Below are 21,346 nucleotides of genomic sequence, written 5' to 3' on the forward strand. Positions count from 1 at the left end.
TATAAAGTAAGCCTTTTCAATAATCAATCAAAAACTTTCAAAAACAATCAATTTCCATCATTAATTACAATTTTCAGTCAAAAACATTCATTATGGTGGTCGGTTTTGACAAAAGAAAAAAGCAGCCTGCGAAAGCTGGCTGCTTTTGATTGATTAAATTATTGTGCTTTTGTTTCATTAAATTTATTTTCAAGTTCATATCGGTTTTTCGGATGCTCACGGCACTCGTCCGAACAAGAGCGTTTATATTTTACTTCACATTCCTCACAGCAAACGTGCTGACGATTGCAATCAGGATTTGCGCAGTTTACATAACGGTCTTCTGTTTTACCGCAATAGTAGCATTTGGCGATGACCACATCTTCCTCGGTACGGTTAACCGGAACAGAAATCCGCTCATCGAAGACGTACATTTTACCATCCCAGAAACGTCCTTTTGTTTCCTCATCCTTACCGTATGTCGTAATTCCTCCATGCAGCTGGTAAACGTCCTTAAAACCTTCTTTCAGAAGGTATCCTGAAAACTTTTCGCAGCGAATTCCGCCGGTGCAGTATGTGAGTACTTTTTTATCTTTGAATTGTTCAAGATTTTCTTTAACCCATTCCGGAAAATCACGGGATGCTTTTACATCCGGGCGAATGGCATTTCGGAAATGGCCAATCTCATATTCATAGTCATTTCTTCCGTCAACAACCACGACATCGTCCCTCTGGATCATTTCCATCCATTCTTTAGGGCTCAATCGTTTTCCAGTAACCTCGTTCGGGTTCACGTCATCTTCAAAGCGCCATGTAACTAGCTCTTTTTTCGGACGAACGAACATTTTTTTGAAGGCATGCTCGTCTGCTTCATCGATTTTAAAAACGATATCTTCAAAACGAGGATCGCTCTTCAGGTCCCGCATATATTGCTCGGTTTGTTCAACCGTGCCCGAGATTGTTCCGTTGATCCCTTCTGGGGCAACAATGATTCTGCCCAGTACGCCGAGCTCTTTGCAATACTTTAAATGTTTTCTTGCGAAGTATTCATGCTCCTCGACTGGCACATACTTATAATACAATAAAATTCGATAAGGCTTTTGCATTTCGTTTGTCATATTAATCACCAACCTGCAACGTTGAATTTTGTTTTTGAAATGCATATAAAAAACCACCGGAATAACCCCGTGGTATTTATAACTATAATTGGCGCGCCCACCAGGATTCGAACCCAGAATACGAGAGCCGAAATCTCGTGTGATATCCATTTCACTATAGGCGCTTAACTGACTTTTTGGTTACCGTCACGAGATATATCATAAACAATATTCAGGAATAAAACAACCCTTTTCAATAAAATAATTTTATTTTTTTATTTCGATCTTAATTTTCAAGTGATTTCCGGTTGATAAATTCTTCTTCAATACCATGGTAATGCGTGATCGCCGGCTCTCCCTGTCTCCAGCACAGCAATACTTCCTCGTTTTCAATCATGGCCGGAAAATCAACAAGCCCTGCGTGGATATCTTTTAATTCCGCTCCAAATGAATGGATATTATGGATGTAGCTCTGAGCTTCCATCTCCATAAAATCGAGCTTGCTTTCAAGTACAAAAAAATCGTCATCCGGAGGATTATCTGACAACCGCAGTTTTTCCAATTGATCATAAAATTTCACAAAAGAAAGCTGAAGCTGCTGAAGGGCTTCTAACTCACGTGTAATGACCGGCAAAAGCTGATTCGCTTCTTCAACAGTAAAATATTTCATGCTAATAGACTCCTCTAGTGTTTACTTACTCTTTCATTATAACAACACTTCGGATGAATAGCATTAATAATGTACCGGCCAGAAAACCCACAATTGTAATTAGACGTTTGCTGTCTGCTTTTTCGGCTGCTTCAGATCCAGATAAAAATTTCTTACCTTGTCATCTTCAAGAAGTTCCGGGAAGTCTCTCCGGTATTCAGAGCTGATTAAAATGTGCGCTGCCAATGCTCCGGAATCTTTATTCATGAGACGGCGAAGAGTCAGCCACTTTTCCTGTTTTGTTTTCAAATGAAATTTTGTAACAAAAAGCATTATTCTATCATTTGCACTGAAATTGTTATGGTTTCCGCTATAGAGTGTAAGACTAGTAATTCCTTTCATCTCCATCACCATCCCCTTCACGTTCTTTTTATCATTATTATTCAATGTTTTTAGAAATATACTACCCCTTGGTAAATTAATCTATTACTACTAGTAAACTTATTTTTAAATACTAGACTGTGCAGTTTGCGATCCGGACGGTTTTTTGCTTTAATTGAATTATCAAAAAATGGGAAATGTTATTTGAAATTAAAGTGAAAAGCGGGGAAAAAGTATGTCCTTCACAAAAATCAATCCCTTCCAACTGGAAGAAGCAACGATTTCATACATTCAGGAAGCGCTGGAAAAAGAAGAAATTACTTCGCTAAAGATGGTAAGGATGTACATAGAAAGAATTTCGAAATTTAATCACACAGGCCCAGGACTGAATGCGGTTATTGAAATTAACCCTGATGCGATCCACATTGCAGAAGCACTGGATGCCGAACGATCCACTAAAGGAGCAAGAGGTCCTCTTCACGGGATTCCAGTTTTGATCAAAGATAATATTAATACCGGTGATGCCATGCACACCAGTGCCGGCTCTCTTGCCCTGAGCGAATCGTACGCCGACCAGGATGCCTTTATCGTGACAAAACTAAGAGAAGCGGGCGCCATTATTCTCGGGAAGACCAACCTGACTGAATGGGCAAATTTTATGACAGAAAACATGCCCAACGGATATAGTTCGCGCGGAGGACAGGTCCTGAATCCTTACGGACCCGGAAAATTTGATGTCAGCGGTTCAAGCTCAGGATCCGGATCTGCAGTAGCCGCAAATTTTGCCGTGGCTGCGATCGGAACCGAGACGTCCGGATCGATCACCAGTCCCGCGGCCGCAAACAGTATTGTCGGGATCAAACCGACCGTTGGCCTGCTCTCGCGATTTGGAATCATTCCTATTTCTGTCAGTCAGGATACCGCAGGTCCCATGACACGGACTGTAGCTGATGCCGCCATACTTCTTGGAGCGATGACGGGGCTTGATCACAATGATGCCGCCACGTTAAAGGCTTCCTATTCAAGCAAAGCTGACTATACCGCCTACCTGAGGGAACATGCATTAAACGGTACACGGATCGGTATTTCGTATGAATATTCCGTCAGAGAATTGTCTCCTTCTCAAAAGGAATTATTTGATCAAACGATTGCAACTATGAAAGAAAAAGGGGCAGAAATTGTTATTCTGGATTCAGCAACCCCTCTCGAACAGGAAGATGGGGATTTTAGTGTATTGCTTTATGAATTTAAATCGGGTATCAACTCCTACTTGAAACAGCACACCAAACTCCCATCAATCACCTCTCTGGAAGATGTGATTGCTTATAATTCAAAGCATCCTGAAACATGCCTGCAATATGGGCAGGTTCTTTTAGAGCAAAGTGAAAGCACATCCGGCACACTTACCGAGTCCTCGTATTTAAACAGCCGACTGGATGATCTTAAAAAAACAAGGGAACTTGGATTGGATCAGGCTCTTGACGAATTTCAGCTGGATGCCATTTTGTATCCAACAGATGAGGGCTATCGGTTTCCCGCAAAGGCAGGCTATCCTTCGATCAGTGTGCCCGCAGGCTATGATGATGAGGGCAAACCCTTTGGCATCCTTTTTACGGCAGGTGCGTTCTCCGAGCCGAAGCTGATATCATTGGCCTACTCTTTCGAACAGGCAACGAAATACCGTATACCGCCAAAAATGTAAGGTTACAAAAACCCGGCTCCAAATGGGAGCCGGGTTTTTTATGTTAATGCAGAATGACTTTTGAAGAGATGATCGCCGAGATGCTGGTGAGAGCTTTATCAATATCTTCAAAGGTAACATCATAGTGAGTGGTAAATCGGATCGTTTGAGGTCCAAAAGCAACAGCAAGTATTCCTTGGCCCTTGAGCAATTGAAGGAATTGGTCGGCAGAAAATCCGGTTTGCCCAATATTAACCAAAACAATATTGGTATCCACCTGGTTTTCGATGGAAAGCGACGGGATTTCCGCAAAGCCCTCTGCCAGCTTGCTGGCTTTTTCATGATCCTCATGCAGACGCTCCGTCATCTCGGTAAGCGCAATCCGTCCCGGTGCAGCCAGCACACCTCCCTGGCGGAGTCCTCCCCCAAGTCGTTTTCTCCACTTTCTTGCTTTTCGAATAAAATCCTCCGATCCGGCAATCAGGGAGCCGACCGGTGCCCCAAGCCCTTTGGAAAGGCAAATTTGTACCGTATCACAATAAGAAGCGAAATCTTTGACGCTAGTTCCACTGCCAGCTGCCGCATTAAAAAGGCGTGCGCCATCGATATGAACAGGGATCGAGGCAGCAGAACAAATTTTGTAAATGTCTTTCATATCACGAAGAGGAACGATCGCTCCGCCTGCACGGTTATGCGTATTTTCCAAACAAACAAGGCTTGTCTCAGGGTGATGAATATCGTCACTCCGAATCGCGTTTTTAACATCCTCTGCCTGCATGGAGCCGTTGATTCCCTTGACCAAACGAGGCTGAATTCCCGCAAAAGCCGATACAGCGGCTCCTTCATACATGTATATATGGGAGTCGCTCTCCATGATAACCTCACTGCCAGGTGCCGTATGGGTCAAAACTGCAATCTGGTTTCCTTGTGTACCGCTCGTGACAAACAATGCTTTTTCCTTTCCGAGCAGGTCAGCAGCGGTTTCTTCCAAGAAATTAACAGCAGGATCTTCTCCGTAGACATCGTCCCCCACCTCAGCTGTGTACATGGCCTTTCGCATACGCTCTGTCGGCTTTGTCACTGTGTCGCTTCTAAGATCGATCATTGCACTATACCCCTCCGGATGTTTTTTATCTATCGTAACACAATTGCCTTATAAAAAAGAAAAAAACTCCGGCAGCCCCGGAGTCCGTTTATGTTTAACGCGAAATGACTTCACTTTTCTTTTGTTGAAATCCAGCTGTAAGCTCGCTGTTTCTGTTGCTTTTTTGAACATCCCCTTCCACTCGCTGATAGCGGAGAGAAACAACAATCATGTCACCCATCTGTCTTCCCAATTTCATTCCTTCCTCGACATCTGCCTTATATTGAATACCTGCCAGAAACATCGTCCATGAAATCTCCTCGGCCAGCCGTTTCAGCTTCCCGTCTTCATGGGGGAAAAAGTAGGATAAGATCATATGGGCACAGCCTGCAGCGGAAGCCTGCTCACATACAAACGAAGGAGAAGAGGGAATTGCAAGAACCGGCTGCAGGGTGGCATCCAGCTGATGGGGACGTGGAACATCATACAAGTTTTTCACATAGTCAACGGCAGCCGCGGTATCCGATAATCCCATTGTCAGTGCCGCCCTAACTCTGGCAGACAACATAGGGGATAATTTATAAGATGAAATCAAATTTTCGGTTATCCGAAACCAAAAATCTTGTAGATGCTCACCATAAAAGTTGATCTTCTTCCGCTTGTCAGGAGTCAAATTTCGTAACGCTGAACGCACTTGCTTGAGCTCGTTGCCTTTAAAATCAACGGAAGCAGGATTCCTTAACTCCCAAGTGACCACGTTCCCTTTTCTGTCGGTAAATTCTCCCCTTCTGTTTCGTTTTAGGAAAAAGGTCGGCCAATTGTTACCATGCCCTTCATCTCGACTCCGGCTGCAATCAAACGAACTCCATGCAGGATATCTTCTGTTTATTCTCATTTTACTCCCCCATGCATCCTGTTTTATTTTAAACTAGTAATCATTTAACTTTATGGATGCATACCAAAAAACTTTCTTATATTTTTCAATGGCATACGTCTTTTCTTTTTTGGGGTTTGTCTTCATAATAAGAGAGACTACATCTCAGGGAGGTTAATTGATGAATTATTATGCTGTTCGTTTACCAGTTTTAGATGAAGAAAAAAGCAAGGTTCACCGTCAGGAACATCTTAGCTATCTTGAAAGCCTTGCAGAAAAAGGGAATATCTTTACATATGGAAGGTTTACCGACGGTAGTGGTGGACTAGTTATTTACAAGGCTGCCAATCTGGAAGAAGCAACTTCACTGGCCAAAAATGATCCGTACGTCGTGACCGGGGCCAGAGATTGTGTGGTTAACGAGTGGGCCATGAACATTGAAGTACTTTCGAAATAAAAAACAAAATCCCGGCAAAGCAACACTGCTTTACCGGGATTTTTCTTTAATATACGCAATAAAACCATCTCTGCACCCATCGTTTGCAAGAAGCCGCTGTACATAATAAACATCTTTTAACGGATCGCTTTTTTCAAACGATTGAATCAGACCGGAAGATTGTGGATCGTTCATGAGCTCCTGATACCAACATTGCTTTTTTAATTCCGCCAAATAATGAGCAAGATCGGGATCTTTTATCCTTAAGATATGCTTTTTAATAAATCCCACAATCCCGGCACCCGCAAGCAGTAGCAGCATTAACCCCGTCAGCATCGCATTCTCCTCAATCCCCTAATTCAATGATGGCATAATGGAACTTGGACGAAGGCCGCTTTATTACGGTAAATCCAAATTGTTCAAATCGGCTGCTTTTATAATGGTCCTTCAATACGACCCGTTCTTTGGCGACCCGTTTTGCTTCCGAAATAATATCCCCGGTAAGCGGCGAATATTCCGCCATATTCTTCAGTCCGCTCAAACCGGGGGATTGTATGGTTTCCTCGAACATCGGATCAAAATAAACAACATCGAAGGATTGGTCGGACTGTCGCTTCAGATAGGCCAAATGATCTTCGTGCAGGATGGTGATCCGGCGCATGGATTCATCCATTTCCTTCAACCCGCTTTCCCACGTTATCAATCCGCTTTTCACCAAAAACGCGATGTACTGGTTTTTCTCCAATCCGGTCACTTTCCCCTCTGGTCCGACAGCCAGGCTGCATACAATCGCATCAGAAGCCAGTCCGGCCGTACAATCAAGGACAGTCATGCCTTTTTTAAGCCGTGCCGCTGTGAGCAATGGATCATGCTCTCCCCTTACGATTTGCTTCACCCGGAACATCGAGGAATTCGGATGAAAAAATAGCGGTTCTGATCCACCAAAAGGATGCAAGGTCAGTTTTTCTTTTCCAACCATTAATAGATGATCCTTAAATTGGGTATGTAAGGAAGAGATGGATTTATTTTTTCTCAACACAAACGTTCCTCCGACCGTCTCGTTGATTTTTTCCGCTTTTTCGATCAGTTTTTGATCAAACTTGCCTGCCGTTGTCACAATCATTGCTATTTCACCAGAACCTTTTTTATTTAATCTTTTATCACACATTTGCCGAAAGAGCAATCCTTCACCCTATACAGCAGCCTTTAAGGAGGAAATTCATGAAGAATTGGAGTTTATTTCAGGGAATCGGAAAATTCGTTTATACATACCGGAAGCTGATCATTGCAGTTTGGATCTTGCTTGCCGCAACGTTTAGTGTACTGGCACTGAAACTGCCAGACTCCCTCAGCGGAAGCGGTTTTGAAATGGAAGGTTCATTTAAAAAAGTAGAAAACATGATGCAGCAGGATTTTGGCCAGCCTAAATCATCGGTCTTGGTGCTTTTTGAATCCGATACCCTCTCACCCCAAGATACACAGTACAAAAACACAGTAGAGCGTACGCTGAAAAAATTGAGAGATGTGGATCATGCGGTCAGTGTAACCTCACCCTACTCTTCAGCAAAGATGATTAAAGGAAACACCTCTTATGCAACTGTGAATTTTGACTTAAATTTCGGAGAACTTAAAAAATCAATCGAACAGATCCGCTCCAAAACGACCAGCACAAAGGATGTCAAAATTGGAATCACAGGCGGTCCGGTTATCGCCGAAGACATAAACACAGCGAGCCAGAAAGACTTGGCACGCGCCGAGGCGATTGGACTTCCCGCAGCTCTGATCATTCTACTGCTGGCATTTGGAGGTCTGGTCGCAGCAGGCCTTCCGATTCTTATTGGTTTGATCAGTGTGGCCTGTGCGATGGGTTTGCTTTACCTGGTAAGTCAGGAACTGAATTTAACGATCTTCATATTAAATGTCGTTCCGATGATCGGCCTTGCACTCGGCATTGATTTCGCGCTACTGCTGGTCAACCGTTTCAGAGAGGAATTAGAGAAACACCCGGTCCAAAAAGCAGTCATCACGGCAGTACAAACAGCAGGAAGGTCCATCGCATTCTCAGGCTTGTGTGTGTTTCTGGGGCTTTCAGGCATGCTGCTCATCCGAATCGATATCTTTCGTTCCGTCGCCCTCGGAGGCATGGTCGTTGTTATCATCTCGGTTATCAACGCGCTCACGTTTCTCCCTGCCGTCTTAAGTATCCTCGGACCGCGCATTAACTCACTGATGATTTTAAAACGTAACCGTGAACGATCCGGCTGGAAAGCTTTCGCAACGTTCGTGATGAAACGCCCGGGAATCATGCTGACTGCGTCCATCGCCATTCTTGTCCTTTTCCTATTGCCCGTACGCCATTTAGAATTATCCATTCCTGAGGCCGAGTCCCTTCCTCCTGATTACCAATCAAGGATCATGTTCGAGAAATTCGAGGACACATTCGGTAAAAAAGATTTATATCCCGTGACCATCGTGGCAAAGAGCAATGGAGATATAACGAGCAGTGATAACCTTAAAAGAGCGGAGCAGCTGGTCGAACGGTTGAAAAAAGAGAGTGTCGTCGACCGGGTGGACTCCCTGTTTTCCCATACCGGTGGCATACCGCCTGATCAGCTCCAATCGTTCATCAAAACAAAGGAAGGAAAACGCCGCCTGCAGTCGGTGCTCGACCATTATTCAAAGGATAATCTAACCGTCATCCAGGCATATCTTTCAGTGGGCGTCACATCTGACAAGGCAAAGCAATGGGTCAAAAATTGGGAAGGTGAAAAAAATGGCTTAAAACTCACATTAGGCGGTTCAACCAAGTTCAACCAGGAAATCTTCGATGAAATTCTTAATAAAACACCTGAAGGGCTTGTCATCGTATTGCTATCGACCTTTGTTATCCTTCTTCTTGCTTTTCAATCATTATTTATTCCGTTAAAAGCCATTGTCATGAACATTCTTAGTCTTTCGGCAACATTCGGCCTGTTGGTATGGATCTTTCAAAGTGGAAATCTCATGGATCCTGTCAGTATCGGATTAATGATTCCCGTCTTTACGTTCGGTATCGTTTTTGGACTCAGCATGGACTATGAAGTATTTCTCATTTCCCGGATACAGGAAGTCTATGAAAACACGGGCGACAACGACAAGGCAACACTGGACGGTTTAACGTCAACCTCCAAAATCATTACCTCTGCTGCCGCCATTATGATCGTGATTACGGGGTCATTTGTAACAACGGACGTCATGCCGGTAAAACAAATCGGCATAGCAATTGCACTGGCTATTTTCATCGACGCCACCCTTGTCCGAATGATTCTTGTCCCTTCTTTGATGAAACTAATGGGCAAATGGAACTGGTGGCTGCCATTCAGGGAACACACTGTAAAAAACCACGCCCAATAACGGCCGTGTTTTTTTACTATTTGCTTGTTTAAAAATCCCCTATCTAAACCATCGGAATGATTATATAATAAGAGAAAAAGACAGGCGAAAGGTGAATCGTATGGTATTTTTCATTCTGTTATTATCTTACGTTATTGGATCGGTTCCTTTTGCGCTCATTGTAGGCAAGTGGGGCTACGGCATTGACATCAGACAGCACGGAAGCGGAAATCTCGGAGGAACGAACACCTTCCGGATCCTTGGAAAAAAAGCAGGCTTTATTGTAACCATTTCGGACATCCTTAAAGGAACCCTTGCCGCATCTCTTCCCATTTTGTTTCATACGGATCTTCATATCCTTATTGCCGGAATTCCGGCAGTGCTCGGCCATTGCTATCCTATTTTCGCAAAGTTTAGGGGCGGTAAGGCGGTTGCCACATCAGCGGGGATTTTATTGTTTTATGCTCCCCTTATGTTCGTCGTCCTTGTGGCTGTATTTTTTGTTGTCCTTTACCTGAGCAAGTATGTGTCTCTTTCTTCCCTCATCGCGTGCTCGGCAGCTGTTGTCTACGGACTTATCGTACAGGACGTGCTTCTTACGGTGGTAATGACGGCATTTCTGCTGTTTCTTCTTTATCGTCACCGTACCAACATTGTGAGAATCATATCCAAAACAGAGCCAAAGATTACATGGCTTTAAACGTTCCGGGAAGGAACGTTTTTTTTTATTTTAAAAAAATCCGCATTTGTCCGTTACCGACCAGGGCAAACGTACATAGGCTGTAGGGTGATATATACCTATATTATTGATTAACGGAGGGACAATAATGGAAAACAAAAAAATAAATGTACCTATGGCCCCGGCAAATAAACCTGTGAACGCCCCTGTCAATATGCCGGTAAACAAACCCGTGAACATCCCATTAAACAAGCCGCTCAACGTACCAACTGCCCTTGCAGCACCCGTCTATGACCACGGGTATGGCGGTTACGGATACGGAGGAACACCGTGTTATGATTATGGGTATGGCGGCGGGTATGGCGGCGGATACGGAGGCTATGGTGGTTATGGCGGACACTTCGGATTTACACTGCTCATCGTGCTCTTTATTTTGTTAATCATTATTGGCTGCTCCTGCTGGTCCGGATTTGACGGCGAGGAACGTTGCGAAAGCAGCAGCTCCAGCAGCAGTTCATGCAGCAGCACAAAAAGTCATTAATAAAAAGCAGGGGCGAAAAATCGCTCCTGCTTTACTATTTGATATGAATATACAAGTCTTCCAGTGTCTCTATTCCCTTTTCAATACATAACCGCAACAGGTTCATCAGCAAACTGCTCATAATCTTTACATCAGCATCCGCCTGGTGCCGGTTCTGACAGGGAATATTAAAATAATCGGCAGCACTGTCCAGGCTCGGAAAAGGGCCCTCCCCGGTGAGACGTTCTGTCAGGAGAGCCAGCTCCAGGGCCGGCTGTTTTAAGGAAGAACGATATCTTCTCCACAAGTAATGGTTCAAGAACGCATAATCATGAGAAATATGATATCCAATAACAATACCTCCAGATAAAAAGCCCAGAATTTCTTCTGCTTTTTCATCCAATGCCGGTGCCTCTTTTACATCTTTTGTGGTAATGCCGGTAAGCAGACTAATTTCTTTCGGAATCTCTATTCCCGGATTAATTAAACTACGAAACTCACCAATAACCGATCGGTTTTGGATACGCGCAGCTGCCACCGAAAAGATCTGGTCTCCATGCTCCGGCCGGAAACCAGTTGTCTCTGTATCCAGCACAATAAACAGGACATCTTCCAAGCGGGTTTGGAGATCAGCGCGCCTGGACGCTTTTTCCTTCAGCATCCTCCTGATCCAGGCTTCATGCTGAAAGGACCCGGGGCTCCCTGGCGGTACTTCTCCTCTTTTCAGGCCCAGATTGAACAAGCGGTTCATGAACTGCTTCAGATTTCCGTCAAAACCCGGTTGATTGTTCAAACTGTATTCCTCTCTTTTTTATCTTTTTTTGCAGCCATTTTACAAGTCGCATCGTATCCTTCAACTGGTGAACCCGTTTGGTTCCCAAACGGTTTAACTGGATATGATAATCCAGCTTGTCATCATTGTCCCTGGCTTTCACAGAATGACAGAGCCGCAGGTGCAGAAGAAAATCATAGGCCAGAAGACAATCTTCCAGTTGAACCCTGGATAGCTCTCCCCGTCCCTCTAAAACAATCAATCTTTCCCGTGTTGAAGATTCTTCAACGTTGCTGATCACAGCCAAAACTTTAACAGCATTTGTAAAGGGAGCAAAAACACCTTGCTTTACATCAAAACGGCCAGCGAATTTCCCCCATCGTTCTGTGAATATCATTCCTGCAAAGTTAATCGGTATATCATGAGACCCTGCAAGCGAGGACATCTTCATGAGTACTTTCGGATGTTGCCGAAGTTCATGAATGTACCAGGCTCGCAGTTGATACAAAAGCCCGGGATTACCGAAAATTGGCCTGGTGTCCAACAGCATCATCAAATATTTTAAATCATACTCACTCGCCTCGTTCCAGTAGGCGGCCAGCTGTGTTTTCCATTCGCTTTCACTGTGTCTCCAACGGGGATTGGATGCCATCACATTCCCAGGGCATAAAGGATAGCCAGCCTCAGAAAGATAATGAACGGACGCTTCAGAGAATTCCCTCGCAAATCGTTCAGCCTTCTCCTGATCCAATCCGAAATCATGGATCAGCCCATTATCCTGGTCCGTCCAGATTGTCTGTTCTTGTCTTGCATTTGACCCCATGCTGAAAAAACAAAGATTCCCTTCAGGCTCCCCGATCTCCTGAATAACATGGTCGTATGCAAAGGAAACCGCCTTCCTCGCCATCACATCGTGCGCTTCATTCAGTTGAGCATATACTTCCCCAGTCGAATGCTGGGAATCCTGCAACGCCTGAATCCACGAGATAAACTTCTCGTGGATTCTTCGCAATTCTTCCAGTGTAGCCGCTTTTTGCACCCTTTCCTTTACGCTAAGAATCTCAAGGGCATCCTGTTTGCCTTTGGATTCATCAAAAAGATTCAACATGGACCTAATTGGCTTTCTTTGCGCTGGTAAGTGAAGGATCAAGGTGCTCAGGGTAACCGTATGAACCATGTTCACTGATATCCAGTCCGGAAATCTCCTGCTCCGGGGTTACCCGAAGGCCGACAAGTTTCTTCATGACAAACAATAAAATGAACGAAATAATTCCTACATAAACTGCTGCACCAACAACACCGATCGTTTGAACAAACAATTGATCAAAGCCTCCGCCATAAAAAAGTCCTGCTTTCCCTACGCCAGTCTGTTCCACGAGACGAGGAGAGGCAAAAAAACCGGTCGAAATCGTACCAATAATACCGGCAATCCCATGAACAGAAAAAGCATAAATCGGATCATCAATCCCTTTTCTTTCAAAATAGACCGACGTCCAGAAAGTAAACGCCCCTGCAAAGAATCCGATCACAATAGCTGCCCAGGCTTCCACAAAGGCACATGCTGCAGTAATAGCCACCAAAGCGGCAAGAACGCCATTGACCATTGCAGGAATATCCGCTTTCCCTGTCAGAAACTTAGAAGTCAGGATTGCACCGATTGCTCCGGCCGCCGCTGCCAGATTAGTAGTCAAGGCAACATAGCCAAAAAATCCATCCGCAGTACCCATCGTGCTTCCTGCATTAAATCCGAACCAGCCAATCCAAAGAATAATTCCGCCAAGCACCGTATAGACCTGGTTATGACCTGGAATAAGGTTCGGTGTCCGATCCTTATTGAACTTCCCAATCCGCGGCCCAAGAAGAAGCGTAGCCACTAGAGCGGCAATTGCTCCCTGAAGATGGACAACCGTTGAGCCGGCAAAATCCTGCATCCCCATTTCTCCCAGCCATCCACCGCCCCAAACCCAGTGACCGATGACCGGATAAATTAAAACAGTGAAGACGATGCCGAAAATAAAATAAACGGATAATTTCGCACGCTCGGCAAATCCTCCCCACGCAATGGCCAGTGATACACCGACGAACGCCAATTGAAACAAAAATTTAAGTGACAGTGGCACATTGGCCCAGGATAAAGCCTCGAATGTCTTGCTGTCGCCCCCTAGCATCCAACCAGAAGTCCCAAATAAGCTGTTGCCCTCCCCGAAAGTGATTCCAAATCCGACAGCCCAAAAAGCAATCGTGGCAAGGGCAAAACTCAAAACTTGCTTTCCGGCAACATGCCCCGAATTCTTCATTCGTGTCGATCCCGCTTCAAGGAGCGCAAATCCAGCCTGCATCCCAATTACCAGGATTGCTGCAACCATCACCCAAAGAGAATCCATGTACATCATGATCGTACTTTCCTTCATGTTACATCTCCACCCTTCTTCATGTCATGTTTTCTAACATCTGATAGGTATACTATATGACATGTAAAAAGAAAGTGCAATTGTTTTCTGAATATTTTTCAAAATAAGTTGATTATTTGTCCTACTTATCTCCTATTCTCTGCATAAAAAGAATCTTCAGAGGATCGCAAAAGCTTCCTCTGAAGATTCCGGTATTGGTATGGTTTATTTATTATAGTTGTTATAAGCGTTCACAAGGTTTCCGACAATCTCTTCCGCACTGTGGTTTTCAATATCGTGGCGGTGAATAAAGTGAACCACTTCTTTGCCTTTTAATAGGGCCATGGACGGAGAAGAAGGAGGATACCCTTCAAAATATTCTCTCATTTTTGCGGTTGCTTCTTTATCTTGTCCGGCAAAAACCGTAACCAAATGATCGGGTTTTGCTTCATGGTTAAGTGAATAAATTGCCGATGGCCTGGCCAATCCTGCAGCACAACCGCACACGGAATTGATGAAAACAAGAGAAGTTCCCTCTGCATTTTCCATAAAACCGTCCACTTCTTCTGGTGTTGTTAATTCTTTGAACCCTGCATTTGTAAGCTCGGCTCTCATCGGCTGGGCCATTTGCTTCATGTACTCTTCGTAAGCGTTCATAATATCCCTCCAAATCAATCTGTATTGTCATTATAGCCCATAATCCAAATCGAAGAAACTGATTTCACTTATTAAGAGAATAGGAGAACTCATTCATCTCTTCCGATGAAATGAGATGAACCCCTGTTTTTTCTTTTTGGGCAAACTCAAACATGGCAGCGGCGACCGAACTCGCTTTTACAGGGCGGTATTTTTTAAGACCACCTTTGAACAAAAAGGAAAGCCGACCGGCAATCCAGTCAGCAGCTCGTTCTCCTGCCCGGAACTCCTCACGCTCGCCGGTTAACAGAGACGGGCGGAATATTCCGATCAATGGCACACCTTCTTTTGCCACGTCACGCTCCATCTCTCCCTTAACCCTGCTATAGAAAAAACGTGACTCCATATCTGCACCCAGTGCGGAAATTACCTGAAAGGAATGTGCTCCCTGATCGGCCGCAATATGCGACATCACAACGGGATAATGATGATCAACCTGTCTGAAATTCTCCTTCGTCTTTGCCTTTTTTATCGTTGTACCAAGGCAGCAAAATACATCTGCGGCACTAAAGTAATGTTTGTGCTCTTCAAGGCCGGTAAAATCTGTGATTACTTCTGTCACTTTCTTATGGCTGATGCCTGTTTTCCTTCGAGCAAACACAATAGTACGCTCATACCTATTGCTTTCTGCCAACAAATGGAGTAATTCCCACCCGACAAGTCCTGTAGCTCCGGCAATCACTGCCGTTTTTCCCATGTTACCATTCCTTCCAGGATCCTTTTTAACTAAAACGAGCTCTCGTTTACGACTCTGGCTCCAATGACATTGGTGAAATGCTGAAGCGCCCAATCATGGCCGGCGGCATTAAAGCTTTGTACAGCATCCTCATGAACGACAATGGTAAAGCCTCTATTATAGGCATCAATCGCGGTGTGCAAAACACAAATATCAGAGCAAACACCAACCAGGTGAATTTCTGTAATGTTGCGTTCCCGCAATTTGAGATCAAGATTGGTTCCGGCAAAAGCACTGTACCTGGTTTTATCCATCCAGTACACCAGCTTATTTTGCTCGGCCAGCAAAGAAGAGACATACTCTCCAAGCTTTCCGTATTGCTCTCTTCCCTTTGTCCCTTTAATATTGTGAGGCGGAAACAGTGACATTTCGGGATGGTACGTATCCTCTTCTTCATGCAAATCAACCGCAAATACAACAAAATCATTATTCTCGACGAATTGCTTTGTAAGGGCTGTTAAACGGTTCTCGATGGACTGGCCCGGAACACCGCATGTCAATTTTCCTTCATCCGCAACAAAATCAAACGTATAATCCACAACAATCAAGGCTTTCATCGTCTTAGCTCCCTTATGATTTTATCCAAGCGTTTCAATCTCTACGTTTTGTACTCCTGTTATTTCTTTAATATCATAATAAATGTCGGTTGTATATCTTTTATCGTACGTTCCAATGGTCAGTTCCATTTTACTCATTCCATTTTCCAGATCCTTCACACGCACATTGTAAATTTTCATCTGTCTCTTCTTGATTTCTTTAACCATTTCCGTCATATTCCTGCCATCAGGAACAATGAGTCGTACTTTAGCTTCTTTTTCCCTCAGCGTTTTCGGACCTACCCATTTCATGATCATGGGGATCAATTCTACACTGATCAGAATCATGAGTGCCCCTGCGGAAGCCTCCAAGTAAAAACCTGCTCCCGATGCAATTCCCAATCCGGAAGCACCCCAAATCATCGCAGCGGTTGTCAGCCCTGAAATGACGTCATTGCTCCGCCTTAATATGACTCCTGCACCCAGGAAACCGATACCGCTGACGATTTGTGCCGCCAAACGCATCGGATCCATCATTGTTCTTCCTGTCAGATCAGAATATGTGCTTGCTGATTCAATGGAAACAATTGTCAACAGACAACTGCTGATCGAAATGACCAGGCATGTTTTCAGGCCAACCGGTTTTCGTTTCAGTTCCCGCTCAAGGCCAATGACCAAACCGAGGAATGCTGATATTCCAAGCTTGATTAAAATGAGGCTCATTGCCATTCCCCTCCCTCTTATATTTTATATGTATGGTAAATATCCTAAAAATACTATAACCTTCCGAAAAGCTCAACTATATATCAGAAAATGTAGATAAACAGAAAAGCATCCTATATAATAAGGATGGTTCAAATTTTTCTGAAAAATTAGATAAAGGAGTGTTGCATGCGTGGATTCTCACTTACATTTTCCGGAGGGGATGAAATGTTAGCCGAAAAAGAGATTAAAAAAGGACAAACCGATTATTCAGCCATTGCTTCTTCCCCGTCTTTTCAGAATTTGATTCGCCAAAAAAAGAAATTCCTTCTGCCTATGTCGATTTTCTTCCTGGTCTTTTACTTTACTCTTCCCATCATGACGTCCTACTCAACCATCTTAAATACGAATGCAGTCGGTGGCATTAGCTGGGCTTGGATTTTTGCATTTTCCCAGTTTGTCATGACGTGGATGCTTTGCATTCTTTATTCCCGAAAAGCGATAAAATTTGACGAAATCGCCGATCATGTCATCACTCAATCCGAAAAGGAGAAAACGAAATGAATACAGCTTTCATGCTGTTCCTCGGAATTGTTGCAATTACTCTTGTCATAACATACTTTGCTGCCAAACGGACCAATAATGCAAACGATTTTTACACTGCAAGCGGCGGCCTGACAGGATGGCAAAATGGTCTTGCCATCGCAGGTGATTACATGTCAGCCGCGTCGTTTTTAGGCATTGCCGGTTCTATTGCGCTGTCAGGATTTGACGGATTCTTTTATTCCATCGGGTTTCTCGTTGCTTATCTCGTCGTCCTCTATCTCGTGGCCGAACCGCTCAGAAACCTTGGTAAGTACACGATGGCCGATATGATCGCCTCCCGGTTTGATGATAGGAAGGTCCGGGGTGTGTCCGCCTTGAATACCATCACCATTTCCATCTTTTATATGATCGCCCAGCTCGTAGGAGCAGGAGCCCTCATTACTTTATTGCTCGGTTTGAAATACACAACCTCGGTATTAATCGTCGGTGTGCTTATGACGGTTTATGTGGTGTTTGGCGGCATGATGGCCACGAGCTGGGTACAGATCGTAAAAGCTGTTTTGCTCATGATCGGAACCTTTATTATCTCCGTCATGGTTTTTGCCAAATTCGGATTCAGTGTAACAGGGATGTTTGAGCATATGAAATCTGCTACCCCGCTCGGAGAGAGTTTCCTGAATCCCGGCAATAAATACAAAGACCCGCTGGATACGATTTCTCTCAACATGGCTCTTGTCCTTGGTACAGCCGGCCTGCCGCACATTCTAATCCGTTTTTTTACAGTAAAAGACGCTCCGACGGCGAGAAAGTCCGTCGTCTATGCCACATGGTTGATCGGCATCTTTTACATCATGACGGTTTTTCTGGGATTTGGAGCGGCCGCGTTTGTGGGAACGGATAGTATCGTAAAAGCCAATGCGGCAGGCAATATGGCAGCCCCATTGCTTGCCCGAGCACTCGGCGGAGATTTCTTGTTCGCCTTTGTATCAGCGGTTGCGTTTGCGACCATTCTTGCCGTGGTTGCCGGCCTTGTACTTTCCGCCGCATCTGCCTTTGCACATGATTTTTACAGCCAGATCCTGCGCAAGGGAAAGGCAACCGAAAAAGAGCAAATGAATGCAGCAAGATGGGCTTCCATCGGTGTGGCTGTTCTATCCATCCTGCTTGCACTCTTTGCCCAAAAACTGAATGTAGCCTTCCTGGTGTCTCTTGCTTTTGCTGTTGCGGCAAGTGCTAACCTGCCGATTTTGCTTCTCACTGTCTTTTGGAAGCGCTTTAACACCACAGGTGCTGTAACCGGCATGCTTGTAGGCCTTTTCAGTTCCCTGATCCTTGTCGCCATCAGTCCGAGCGTCTGGTCTCCGGAAGCGGGTGTCGCCATTCTCGTCGGAGACCCATTGTTCCCGCTTGCCAATCCAGGTATTGTTTCCATTCCGTTAGGCTTCATTGGAGCCATCGTAGGAACCCTGTTGTCAAGAAAGACCGTGGATCAAAGCAAATTTGATGAAATTCTCGTAAAAGTAAATACAGGTGTCGGGCTGCGGGATAACGCCTAACCGAAAAAAGGACAGTATTTCACTCATGCTGTCCTTTTTCCTTGTTCAGGGTATGCTTGCGTACGAGCGGATAAAATACGATTCCCGATATCAAAAGTGACATGCCAAAAAGGAAGGTTTTAATATCCTCCGTACCTGCTTTTATAACCCATAACGAATACAGGGCAGCAAGAACCGCAATCAGTCCGTCGCCAAATCTCGATCTTGAAGCTCCTTCATACGTTTCCCCGCTGAAAACGAGTTTTACCTGATACAGGGAAGCCATCAAATAAGGAACGAGGAAAGCCAGTGTTGCAACAAAAATGACGAAATCAAATGCATCAGCCATTGATTGGGAAACTACGGAAAAAATAAAAAGCTGTGTCATAATATTAGTGACAATCAATGAAAGAGAAGGGGCGCCGTATCGGTTTTCTTTTGCGAACGCCGGAATAAACATCGATTTGTTGGCGGCTTGATAGGGAACCTCGGCTGCGAGCAAAATCCATCCTATGGTCGCTCCAAACAATGAGATCAGGCCTAGAATAGCCATAATACTGCTTCCCGACGGACCGATGACACTTTCCAGCGCATCCACAAGGGGCTTTTGTGAATGAATAAGTTCCTTTTGAGGAAGAGTTCCCATGACAAGAACCGTAATCCCTATATAAATCAAAAGAGCAATCAGGAGCCCGATGATGGTCGCCTTCTTTACATCATTTTGCCTTTTGGCCCGGTTGGAGAAAACCACCGCAGATTCCACGCCAACAAATGCCCAAAGGGTGGAAATGGCCGCTGCATTCAACTGACCCATAAACCCGATTGTTTCTCCCGAGCTGCTCGGCTTCGGTTCAACAAAGGGAGTCAGGTAGCTGGATTGAAAAGCAAACAAACAGATCAAGATAAAAAACAAGAATCCCGCAACCTTTGCCACGGTTGCTACCAGATTGGCCTTCCCTGCCCCTTCGATTCCTTTCAGGATCATAAAATGAAGACCCCACAATAATGCCGAGCACACCAAAAAAGTGATCCCGCCCCCAAGTGTGACATCTGTGCTTCCTGCCGTAAAAAGAGGGTGTTTACTGGTCATCACCGGAAAGAAGGTGGACAGGTAGCTGGCAAACGTCGTAATGATTGCCACGTTGCCCGCAAAGTTTGCCACCCAATATCCCCAGCCCACGAGATAGCCTGCGACCAGCGAGGTTTCAGAGCCCTCCTTAAATAAGGCCTTCGCATAGTTTTGCGGTCCGCCATTCAAAGAGGGTTTTCTCATGGCAAGGTTGCCGAACACCAGGGCCGTCAACAATACACCCAATCCTGTAACCAACCATGCGCCCAGAACACCTCCAGGACTCGCTACTTCGGCCAGCGAACGGGGCAGCATAAATATCCCCGATCCAACCATGTTTCCTATAACCAATGCGGTGAGCACCGGCAATCCAAGCTTATGTTCGTTCATTTCAAATTCCCTCCAAGGTTATCATTCCTCCCTACTATCTCCCTCTTTGGCTATCACTAACCGTTTTTCACCGTACACAAAAAAGCATACAGAAAAAATCCGCATGCTTTCCCCATCGTTAAATTTTTAAAAACGTCATTCCGTTTTCCTGCTTCACTTTGTTTTCTTTAATTAATTTACCAAGTGCCCGTTTAAATGCTGCCTTACTGATGTCAAATTCATTTTTGATGTCATCCGGGTCCGATTTATCGGTATACGGCATCTGGCCTTTATGATTCTTCAAGTACTGATAGATCATTTCTGCATCTTCATTATACGCCTGTTCTTTTCTTGGCTTCATGGAAAGATTGACTCTTCCGTCTTCTCTCACAAACGTTACACGGCACTCCACCTGTTCGCCAAGCCGGAGCCGGCGCGTCATTTCATCGTTGTGAATAAAACCAATCAGATGATTTTCCGTAAACACCAAAGCTCCTGCTTCATTGAGTTTGTAAACATGGCCTGTCACAATCAGATTAAATTGGTTTTCTTCTGCCGATTCCGCTTGATCCACAATCTCCTGTTCAGTGGCAAGGTCGGCAAACAGTCTGCCTTTTTTATCAAGACGGAGTCCGCAGTACAACTGATCTCCAATAACCGGCCATTGATCCAACGGCCCCGGAAGGTCATCATTGGACAATAATACATCTTTATGTATGCCCATATCGAGAAATACTCCGAGTCGTTTTTGAGAGCCGACGACCGTTAGCCAGGCCAGTGTGTCCAGCCTTACTTTTGGCTGTGACATCGTTGCCGAAAGGCGGCCCTCATGATCTTGATATAAAAAGACATCAACGGTTTCTCCTTCTTTCAACTCCCGTGATGCTTCGCGTTTGTGAAGCATTACATCCTCTGCACCATTGCTTAAAAAATAGCCAAACTCACTCAATCTCGCCACTTTTAAGGCCGTGACTTCTCCGGCCCTTAACTTATTTTCCATAACCGCTCAATCCTTTTGCTCTTTTTCATAGTATTCACCTTTATATCAAAAATAGAAACCTACTTTTTTAGAAAGCAGGCTTCCTTTTTCCCATTATTCATCTTTCTTGTTTTCTTCGGCTTCCAATTCCATCAGTTTTTTGATCAGGATGTGCTGCGGCATATGCATGATTTGCTCTAACGGAACATTAAGTTTTTCGGACAGCATAACAGCTGTCTCGGCAGATATTTGTAAAGGTTTCAT

At 44.6% G+C, this 21,346-nt stretch carries 23 protein-coding genes, 1 tRNA gene and 1 pseudogene; 7 read left to right on the forward strand and 18 right to left on the reverse strand.

Going from position 1 to position 21,346, the window contains the following annotated elements; translation table 11 throughout:
- Positions 1-158 precede the first annotated feature (158 nt).
- The 4 genes from DMO16_RS04790 to DMO16_RS04805 form a co-directional block, all read right to left on the reverse strand.
- Positions 159-1,097: a rhodanese-related sulfurtransferase gene (locus tag DMO16_RS04790; protein ID WP_061971619.1), complete on the reverse strand. Its 939-nt coding sequence runs from the start codon at positions 1,095-1,097 to the stop codon at positions 159-161.
- 89 nt (positions 1,098-1,186) lie between these two features.
- Positions 1,187-1,261, reverse strand: a tRNA-Arg gene (locus DMO16_RS04795).
- A gap of 101 nt (positions 1,262-1,362) precedes the next feature.
- Entirely contained in the window at positions 1,363-1,746 is a 384-nt protein-coding gene (locus DMO16_RS04800; RefSeq protein WP_061969914.1) for a DUF2203 domain-containing protein, read from the reverse strand.
- A gap of 99 nt (positions 1,747-1,845) precedes the next feature.
- Complete coding sequence (locus tag DMO16_RS04805; protein ID WP_206738053.1) at positions 1,846-2,058, reverse strand: hypothetical protein; 213 nt, start codon at positions 2,056-2,058, stop codon at positions 1,846-1,848.
- 283 nt (positions 2,059-2,341) lie between these two features.
- On the opposite strand from DMO16_RS04805, the gene DMO16_RS04810 reads away from it, so the two are divergent.
- The gene (locus DMO16_RS04810) at positions 2,342-3,808 is read left to right on the forward strand and encodes an amidase family protein (RefSeq protein WP_129475728.1); all 1,467 of its coding nucleotides are present in this window, start codon (positions 2,342-2,344) and stop codon (positions 3,806-3,808) included.
- A gap of 43 nt (positions 3,809-3,851) precedes the next feature.
- On the opposite strand, the gene ltaE is transcribed toward DMO16_RS04810, so the two are convergent.
- Positions 3,852-4,892, reverse strand: a complete 1,041-nt coding sequence (gene ltaE, locus DMO16_RS04815) for a low-specificity L-threonine aldolase (RefSeq protein WP_129475730.1) — start codon at positions 4,890-4,892, stop codon at positions 3,852-3,854.
- A 94-nt stretch (positions 4,893-4,986) separates the two neighbouring features.
- Positions 4,987-5,766 (reverse strand): hypothetical protein, encoded by a 780-nt coding sequence (locus DMO16_RS04820; protein ID WP_129475732.1) that lies wholly within the window; start codon positions 5,764-5,766, stop codon positions 4,987-4,989.
- A gap of 160 nt (positions 5,767-5,926) precedes the next feature.
- On the opposite strand from DMO16_RS04820, the gene DMO16_RS04825 reads away from it, so the two are divergent.
- Complete coding sequence (locus DMO16_RS04825; RefSeq protein WP_129475734.1) at positions 5,927-6,202, forward strand: YciI family protein; 276 nt, start codon at positions 5,927-5,929, stop codon at positions 6,200-6,202.
- 30 nt (positions 6,203-6,232) lie between these two features.
- Here DMO16_RS04825 and DMO16_RS04830 read toward each other — a convergent pair whose 3' ends face one another.
- Entirely contained in the window at positions 6,233-6,517 is a 285-nt protein-coding gene (locus tag DMO16_RS04830; RefSeq protein ID WP_129475736.1) for a hypothetical protein, read from the reverse strand.
- Positions 6,518-6,527: 10 nt separating this feature from the next.
- Entirely contained in the window at positions 6,528-7,304 is a 777-nt protein-coding gene (locus tag DMO16_RS04835) for a class I SAM-dependent methyltransferase (protein ID WP_129475738.1), read from the reverse strand.
- 98 nt (positions 7,305-7,402) lie between these two features.
- Between DMO16_RS04835 and DMO16_RS04840 the strand changes: the two genes are divergently transcribed.
- The 3 genes and pseudogenes from DMO16_RS04840 to yjcZ all read left to right on the forward strand — a co-directional run.
- Entirely contained in the window at positions 7,403-9,574 is a 2,172-nt protein-coding gene (locus DMO16_RS04840) for an MMPL family transporter (protein WP_129475740.1), read from the forward strand.
- Between the two features lie 100 nt (positions 9,575-9,674).
- Positions 9,675-10,253 carry a glycerol-3-phosphate 1-O-acyltransferase PlsY gene (gene plsY, locus DMO16_RS04845; protein ID WP_129475742.1) on the forward strand — a complete coding sequence of 193 codons (579 nt, stop codon included), beginning with the start codon at positions 9,675-9,677 and terminating at the stop codon, positions 10,251-10,253.
- A gap of 286 nt (positions 10,254-10,539) precedes the next feature.
- Positions 10,540-10,710, forward strand: a pseudogene (gene yjcZ / locus DMO16_RS24790) (sporulation protein YjcZ); the annotation flags it as partial.
- A 97-nt stretch (positions 10,711-10,807) separates the two neighbouring features.
- On the opposite strand, the gene DMO16_RS04855 reads toward yjcZ, so the two are convergent.
- The 7 genes from DMO16_RS04855 to DMO16_RS04885 all read right to left on the reverse strand — a co-directional run bounded on the left by DMO16_RS04855 (position 10,808) and on the right by DMO16_RS04885 (position 16,605).
- On the reverse strand, positions 10,808-11,545 hold the full coding sequence (locus DMO16_RS04855) for an exonuclease domain-containing protein (protein WP_129475744.1): 738 nt from the start codon (positions 11,543-11,545) through the stop codon (positions 10,808-10,810).
- A complete protein-coding gene (locus DMO16_RS04860; protein ID WP_164988857.1) occupies positions 11,523-12,632 on the reverse strand; it encodes a DUF294 nucleotidyltransferase-like domain-containing protein in 1,110 nt (369 codons plus the stop codon). Before DMO16_RS04860 ends, DMO16_RS04855 begins: the two co-directional genes overlap by 23 nt.
- A 4-nt stretch (positions 12,633-12,636) precedes the next feature.
- A complete protein-coding gene (locus tag DMO16_RS04865; RefSeq protein WP_129475748.1) occupies positions 12,637-13,935 on the reverse strand; it encodes an ammonium transporter in 1,299 nt (432 codons plus the stop codon).
- Positions 13,936-14,139: 204 nt separating this feature from the next.
- Positions 14,140-14,574: a BrxA/BrxB family bacilliredoxin gene (locus tag DMO16_RS04870; protein WP_129480308.1), complete on the reverse strand. Its 435-nt coding sequence runs from the start codon at positions 14,572-14,574 to the stop codon at positions 14,140-14,142.
- A 61-nt stretch (positions 14,575-14,635) separates the two neighbouring features.
- Complete coding sequence (locus tag DMO16_RS04875) at positions 14,636-15,307, reverse strand: oxidoreductase (protein WP_129475750.1); 672 nt, start codon at positions 15,305-15,307, stop codon at positions 14,636-14,638.
- Positions 15,308-15,336: 29 nt separating this feature from the next.
- On the reverse strand, positions 15,337-15,903 hold the full coding sequence (locus DMO16_RS04880; RefSeq protein ID WP_061969882.1) for a cysteine hydrolase family protein: 567 nt from the start codon (positions 15,901-15,903) through the stop codon (positions 15,337-15,339).
- A gap of 21 nt (positions 15,904-15,924) precedes the next feature.
- On the reverse strand, positions 15,925-16,605 hold the full coding sequence (locus DMO16_RS04885) for an MgtC/SapB family protein (protein WP_061969880.1): 681 nt from the start codon (positions 16,603-16,605) through the stop codon (positions 15,925-15,927).
- Between the two features lie 207 nt (positions 16,606-16,812).
- Here DMO16_RS04885 and DMO16_RS04890 point away from each other — a divergent pair, with 207 nt between their 5' ends.
- Together DMO16_RS04890 and DMO16_RS04895 are read left to right on the forward strand one after the other, a co-directional pair.
- On the forward strand, positions 16,813-17,148 hold the full coding sequence (locus DMO16_RS04890; RefSeq protein ID WP_129475752.1) for a DUF485 domain-containing protein: 336 nt from the start codon (positions 16,813-16,815) through the stop codon (positions 17,146-17,148).
- Positions 17,145-18,686 (forward strand): solute symporter family protein, encoded by a 1,542-nt coding sequence (locus DMO16_RS04895; RefSeq protein ID WP_061969878.1) that lies wholly within the window; start codon positions 17,145-17,147, stop codon positions 18,684-18,686. The genes DMO16_RS04890 and DMO16_RS04895 overlap by 4 nt, the downstream gene beginning before the upstream one ends.
- 19 nt (positions 18,687-18,705) lie before the next feature.
- Here DMO16_RS04895 and DMO16_RS04900 read toward each other — a convergent pair whose 3' ends face one another.
- The 3 genes from DMO16_RS04900 to DMO16_RS04910 all read right to left on the reverse strand — a co-directional run bounded on the left by DMO16_RS04900 (position 18,706) and on the right by DMO16_RS04910 (position 21,346).
- Positions 18,706-20,124: an amino acid permease gene (locus DMO16_RS04900; RefSeq protein ID WP_129475754.1), complete on the reverse strand. Its 1,419-nt coding sequence runs from the start codon at positions 20,122-20,124 to the stop codon at positions 18,706-18,708.
- Between the two features lie 118 nt (positions 20,125-20,242).
- The gene (locus DMO16_RS04905; RefSeq protein ID WP_061969874.1) at positions 20,243-21,103 is read right to left on the reverse strand and encodes a CvfB family protein; all 861 of its coding nucleotides are present in this window, start codon (positions 21,101-21,103) and stop codon (positions 20,243-20,245) included.
- A gap of 93 nt (positions 21,104-21,196) precedes the next feature.
- Complete coding sequence (locus DMO16_RS04910; RefSeq protein WP_074440479.1) at positions 21,197-21,346, reverse strand: YycC family protein; 150 nt, start codon at positions 21,344-21,346, stop codon at positions 21,197-21,199.

This window comes from Fictibacillus sp. S7 (assembly GCF_004127935.1).
In the GTDB taxonomy this organism is placed as follows: domain Bacteria; phylum Bacillota; class Bacilli; order Bacillales; family Fictibacillaceae; genus Fictibacillus_C; species Fictibacillus_C enclensis.

What these genes read in the sequence shown, in the direction of transcription:
- DMO16_RS04790 (WP_061971619.1), bottom strand. Translation starts at nt 1,097, where the DNA reads ATGACAAACGAAATGCAAAAGCCTTATCGAATTTTATTGTATTATAAG.
- DMO16_RS04800 (WP_061969914.1), bottom strand. Translation starts at nt 1,746, where the DNA reads ATGAAATATTTTACTGTTGAAGAAGCGAATCAGCTTTTGCCGGTCATT.
- DMO16_RS04805 (WP_206738053.1), bottom strand. Translation starts at nt 2,058, where the DNA reads ATGCTTTTTGTTACAAAATTTCATTTGAAAACAAAACAGGAAAAGTGG.
- DMO16_RS04810 (WP_129475728.1), top strand. Translation starts at nt 2,342, where the DNA reads ATGTCCTTCACAAAAATCAATCCCTTCCAACTGGAAGAAGCAACGATT.
- ltaE (WP_129475730.1), bottom strand. Translation starts at nt 4,892, where the DNA reads ATGATCGATCTTAGAAGCGACACAGTGACAAAGCCGACAGAGCGTATG.
- DMO16_RS04820 (WP_129475732.1), bottom strand. Translation starts at nt 5,766, where the DNA reads ATGAGAATAAACAGAAGATATCCTGCATGGAGTTCGTTTGATTGCAGC.
- DMO16_RS04825 (WP_129475734.1), top strand. Translation starts at nt 5,927, where the DNA reads ATGAATTATTATGCTGTTCGTTTACCAGTTTTAGATGAAGAAAAAAGC.
- DMO16_RS04830 (WP_129475736.1), bottom strand. Translation starts at nt 6,517, where the DNA reads ATGCTGACGGGGTTAATGCTGCTACTGCTTGCGGGTGCCGGGATTGTG.
- DMO16_RS04835 (WP_129475738.1), bottom strand. Translation starts at nt 7,304, where the DNA reads ATGATTGTGACAACGGCAGGCAAGTTTGATCAAAAACTGATCGAAAAA.
- DMO16_RS04840 (WP_129475740.1), top strand. Translation starts at nt 7,403, where the DNA reads ATGAAGAATTGGAGTTTATTTCAGGGAATCGGAAAATTCGTTTATACA.
- plsY (WP_129475742.1), top strand. Translation starts at nt 9,675, where the DNA reads ATGGTATTTTTCATTCTGTTATTATCTTACGTTATTGGATCGGTTCCT.
- DMO16_RS04860 (WP_164988857.1), bottom strand. Translation starts at nt 12,632, where the DNA reads ATGTTGAATCTTTTTGATGAATCCAAAGGCAAACAGGATGCCCTTGAG.
- DMO16_RS04865 (WP_129475748.1), bottom strand. Translation starts at nt 13,935, where the DNA reads ATGAAGGAAAGTACGATCATGATGTACATGGATTCTCTTTGGGTGATG.
- DMO16_RS04875 (WP_129475750.1), bottom strand. Translation starts at nt 15,307, where the DNA reads ATGGGAAAAACGGCAGTGATTGCCGGAGCTACAGGACTTGTCGGGTGG.
- DMO16_RS04880 (WP_061969882.1), bottom strand. Translation starts at nt 15,903, where the DNA reads ATGAAAGCCTTGATTGTTGTGGATTATACGTTTGATTTTGTTGCGGAT.
- DMO16_RS04885 (WP_061969880.1), bottom strand. Translation starts at nt 16,605, where the DNA reads ATGAGCCTCATTTTAATCAAGCTTGGAATATCAGCATTCCTCGGTTTG.
- DMO16_RS04890 (WP_129475752.1), top strand. Translation starts at nt 16,813, where the DNA reads ATGTTAGCCGAAAAAGAGATTAAAAAAGGACAAACCGATTATTCAGCC.
- DMO16_RS04895 (WP_061969878.1), top strand. Translation starts at nt 17,145, where the DNA reads ATGAATACAGCTTTCATGCTGTTCCTCGGAATTGTTGCAATTACTCTT.
- DMO16_RS04900 (WP_129475754.1), bottom strand. Translation starts at nt 20,124, where the DNA reads ATGAACGAACATAAGCTTGGATTGCCGGTGCTCACCGCATTGGTTATA.
- DMO16_RS04905 (WP_061969874.1), bottom strand. Translation starts at nt 21,103, where the DNA reads ATGGAAAATAAGTTAAGGGCCGGAGAAGTCACGGCCTTAAAAGTGGCG.
- DMO16_RS04910 (WP_074440479.1), bottom strand. Translation starts at nt 21,346, where the DNA reads ATGAAACCTTTACAAATATCTGCCGAGACAGCTGTTATGCTGTCCGAA.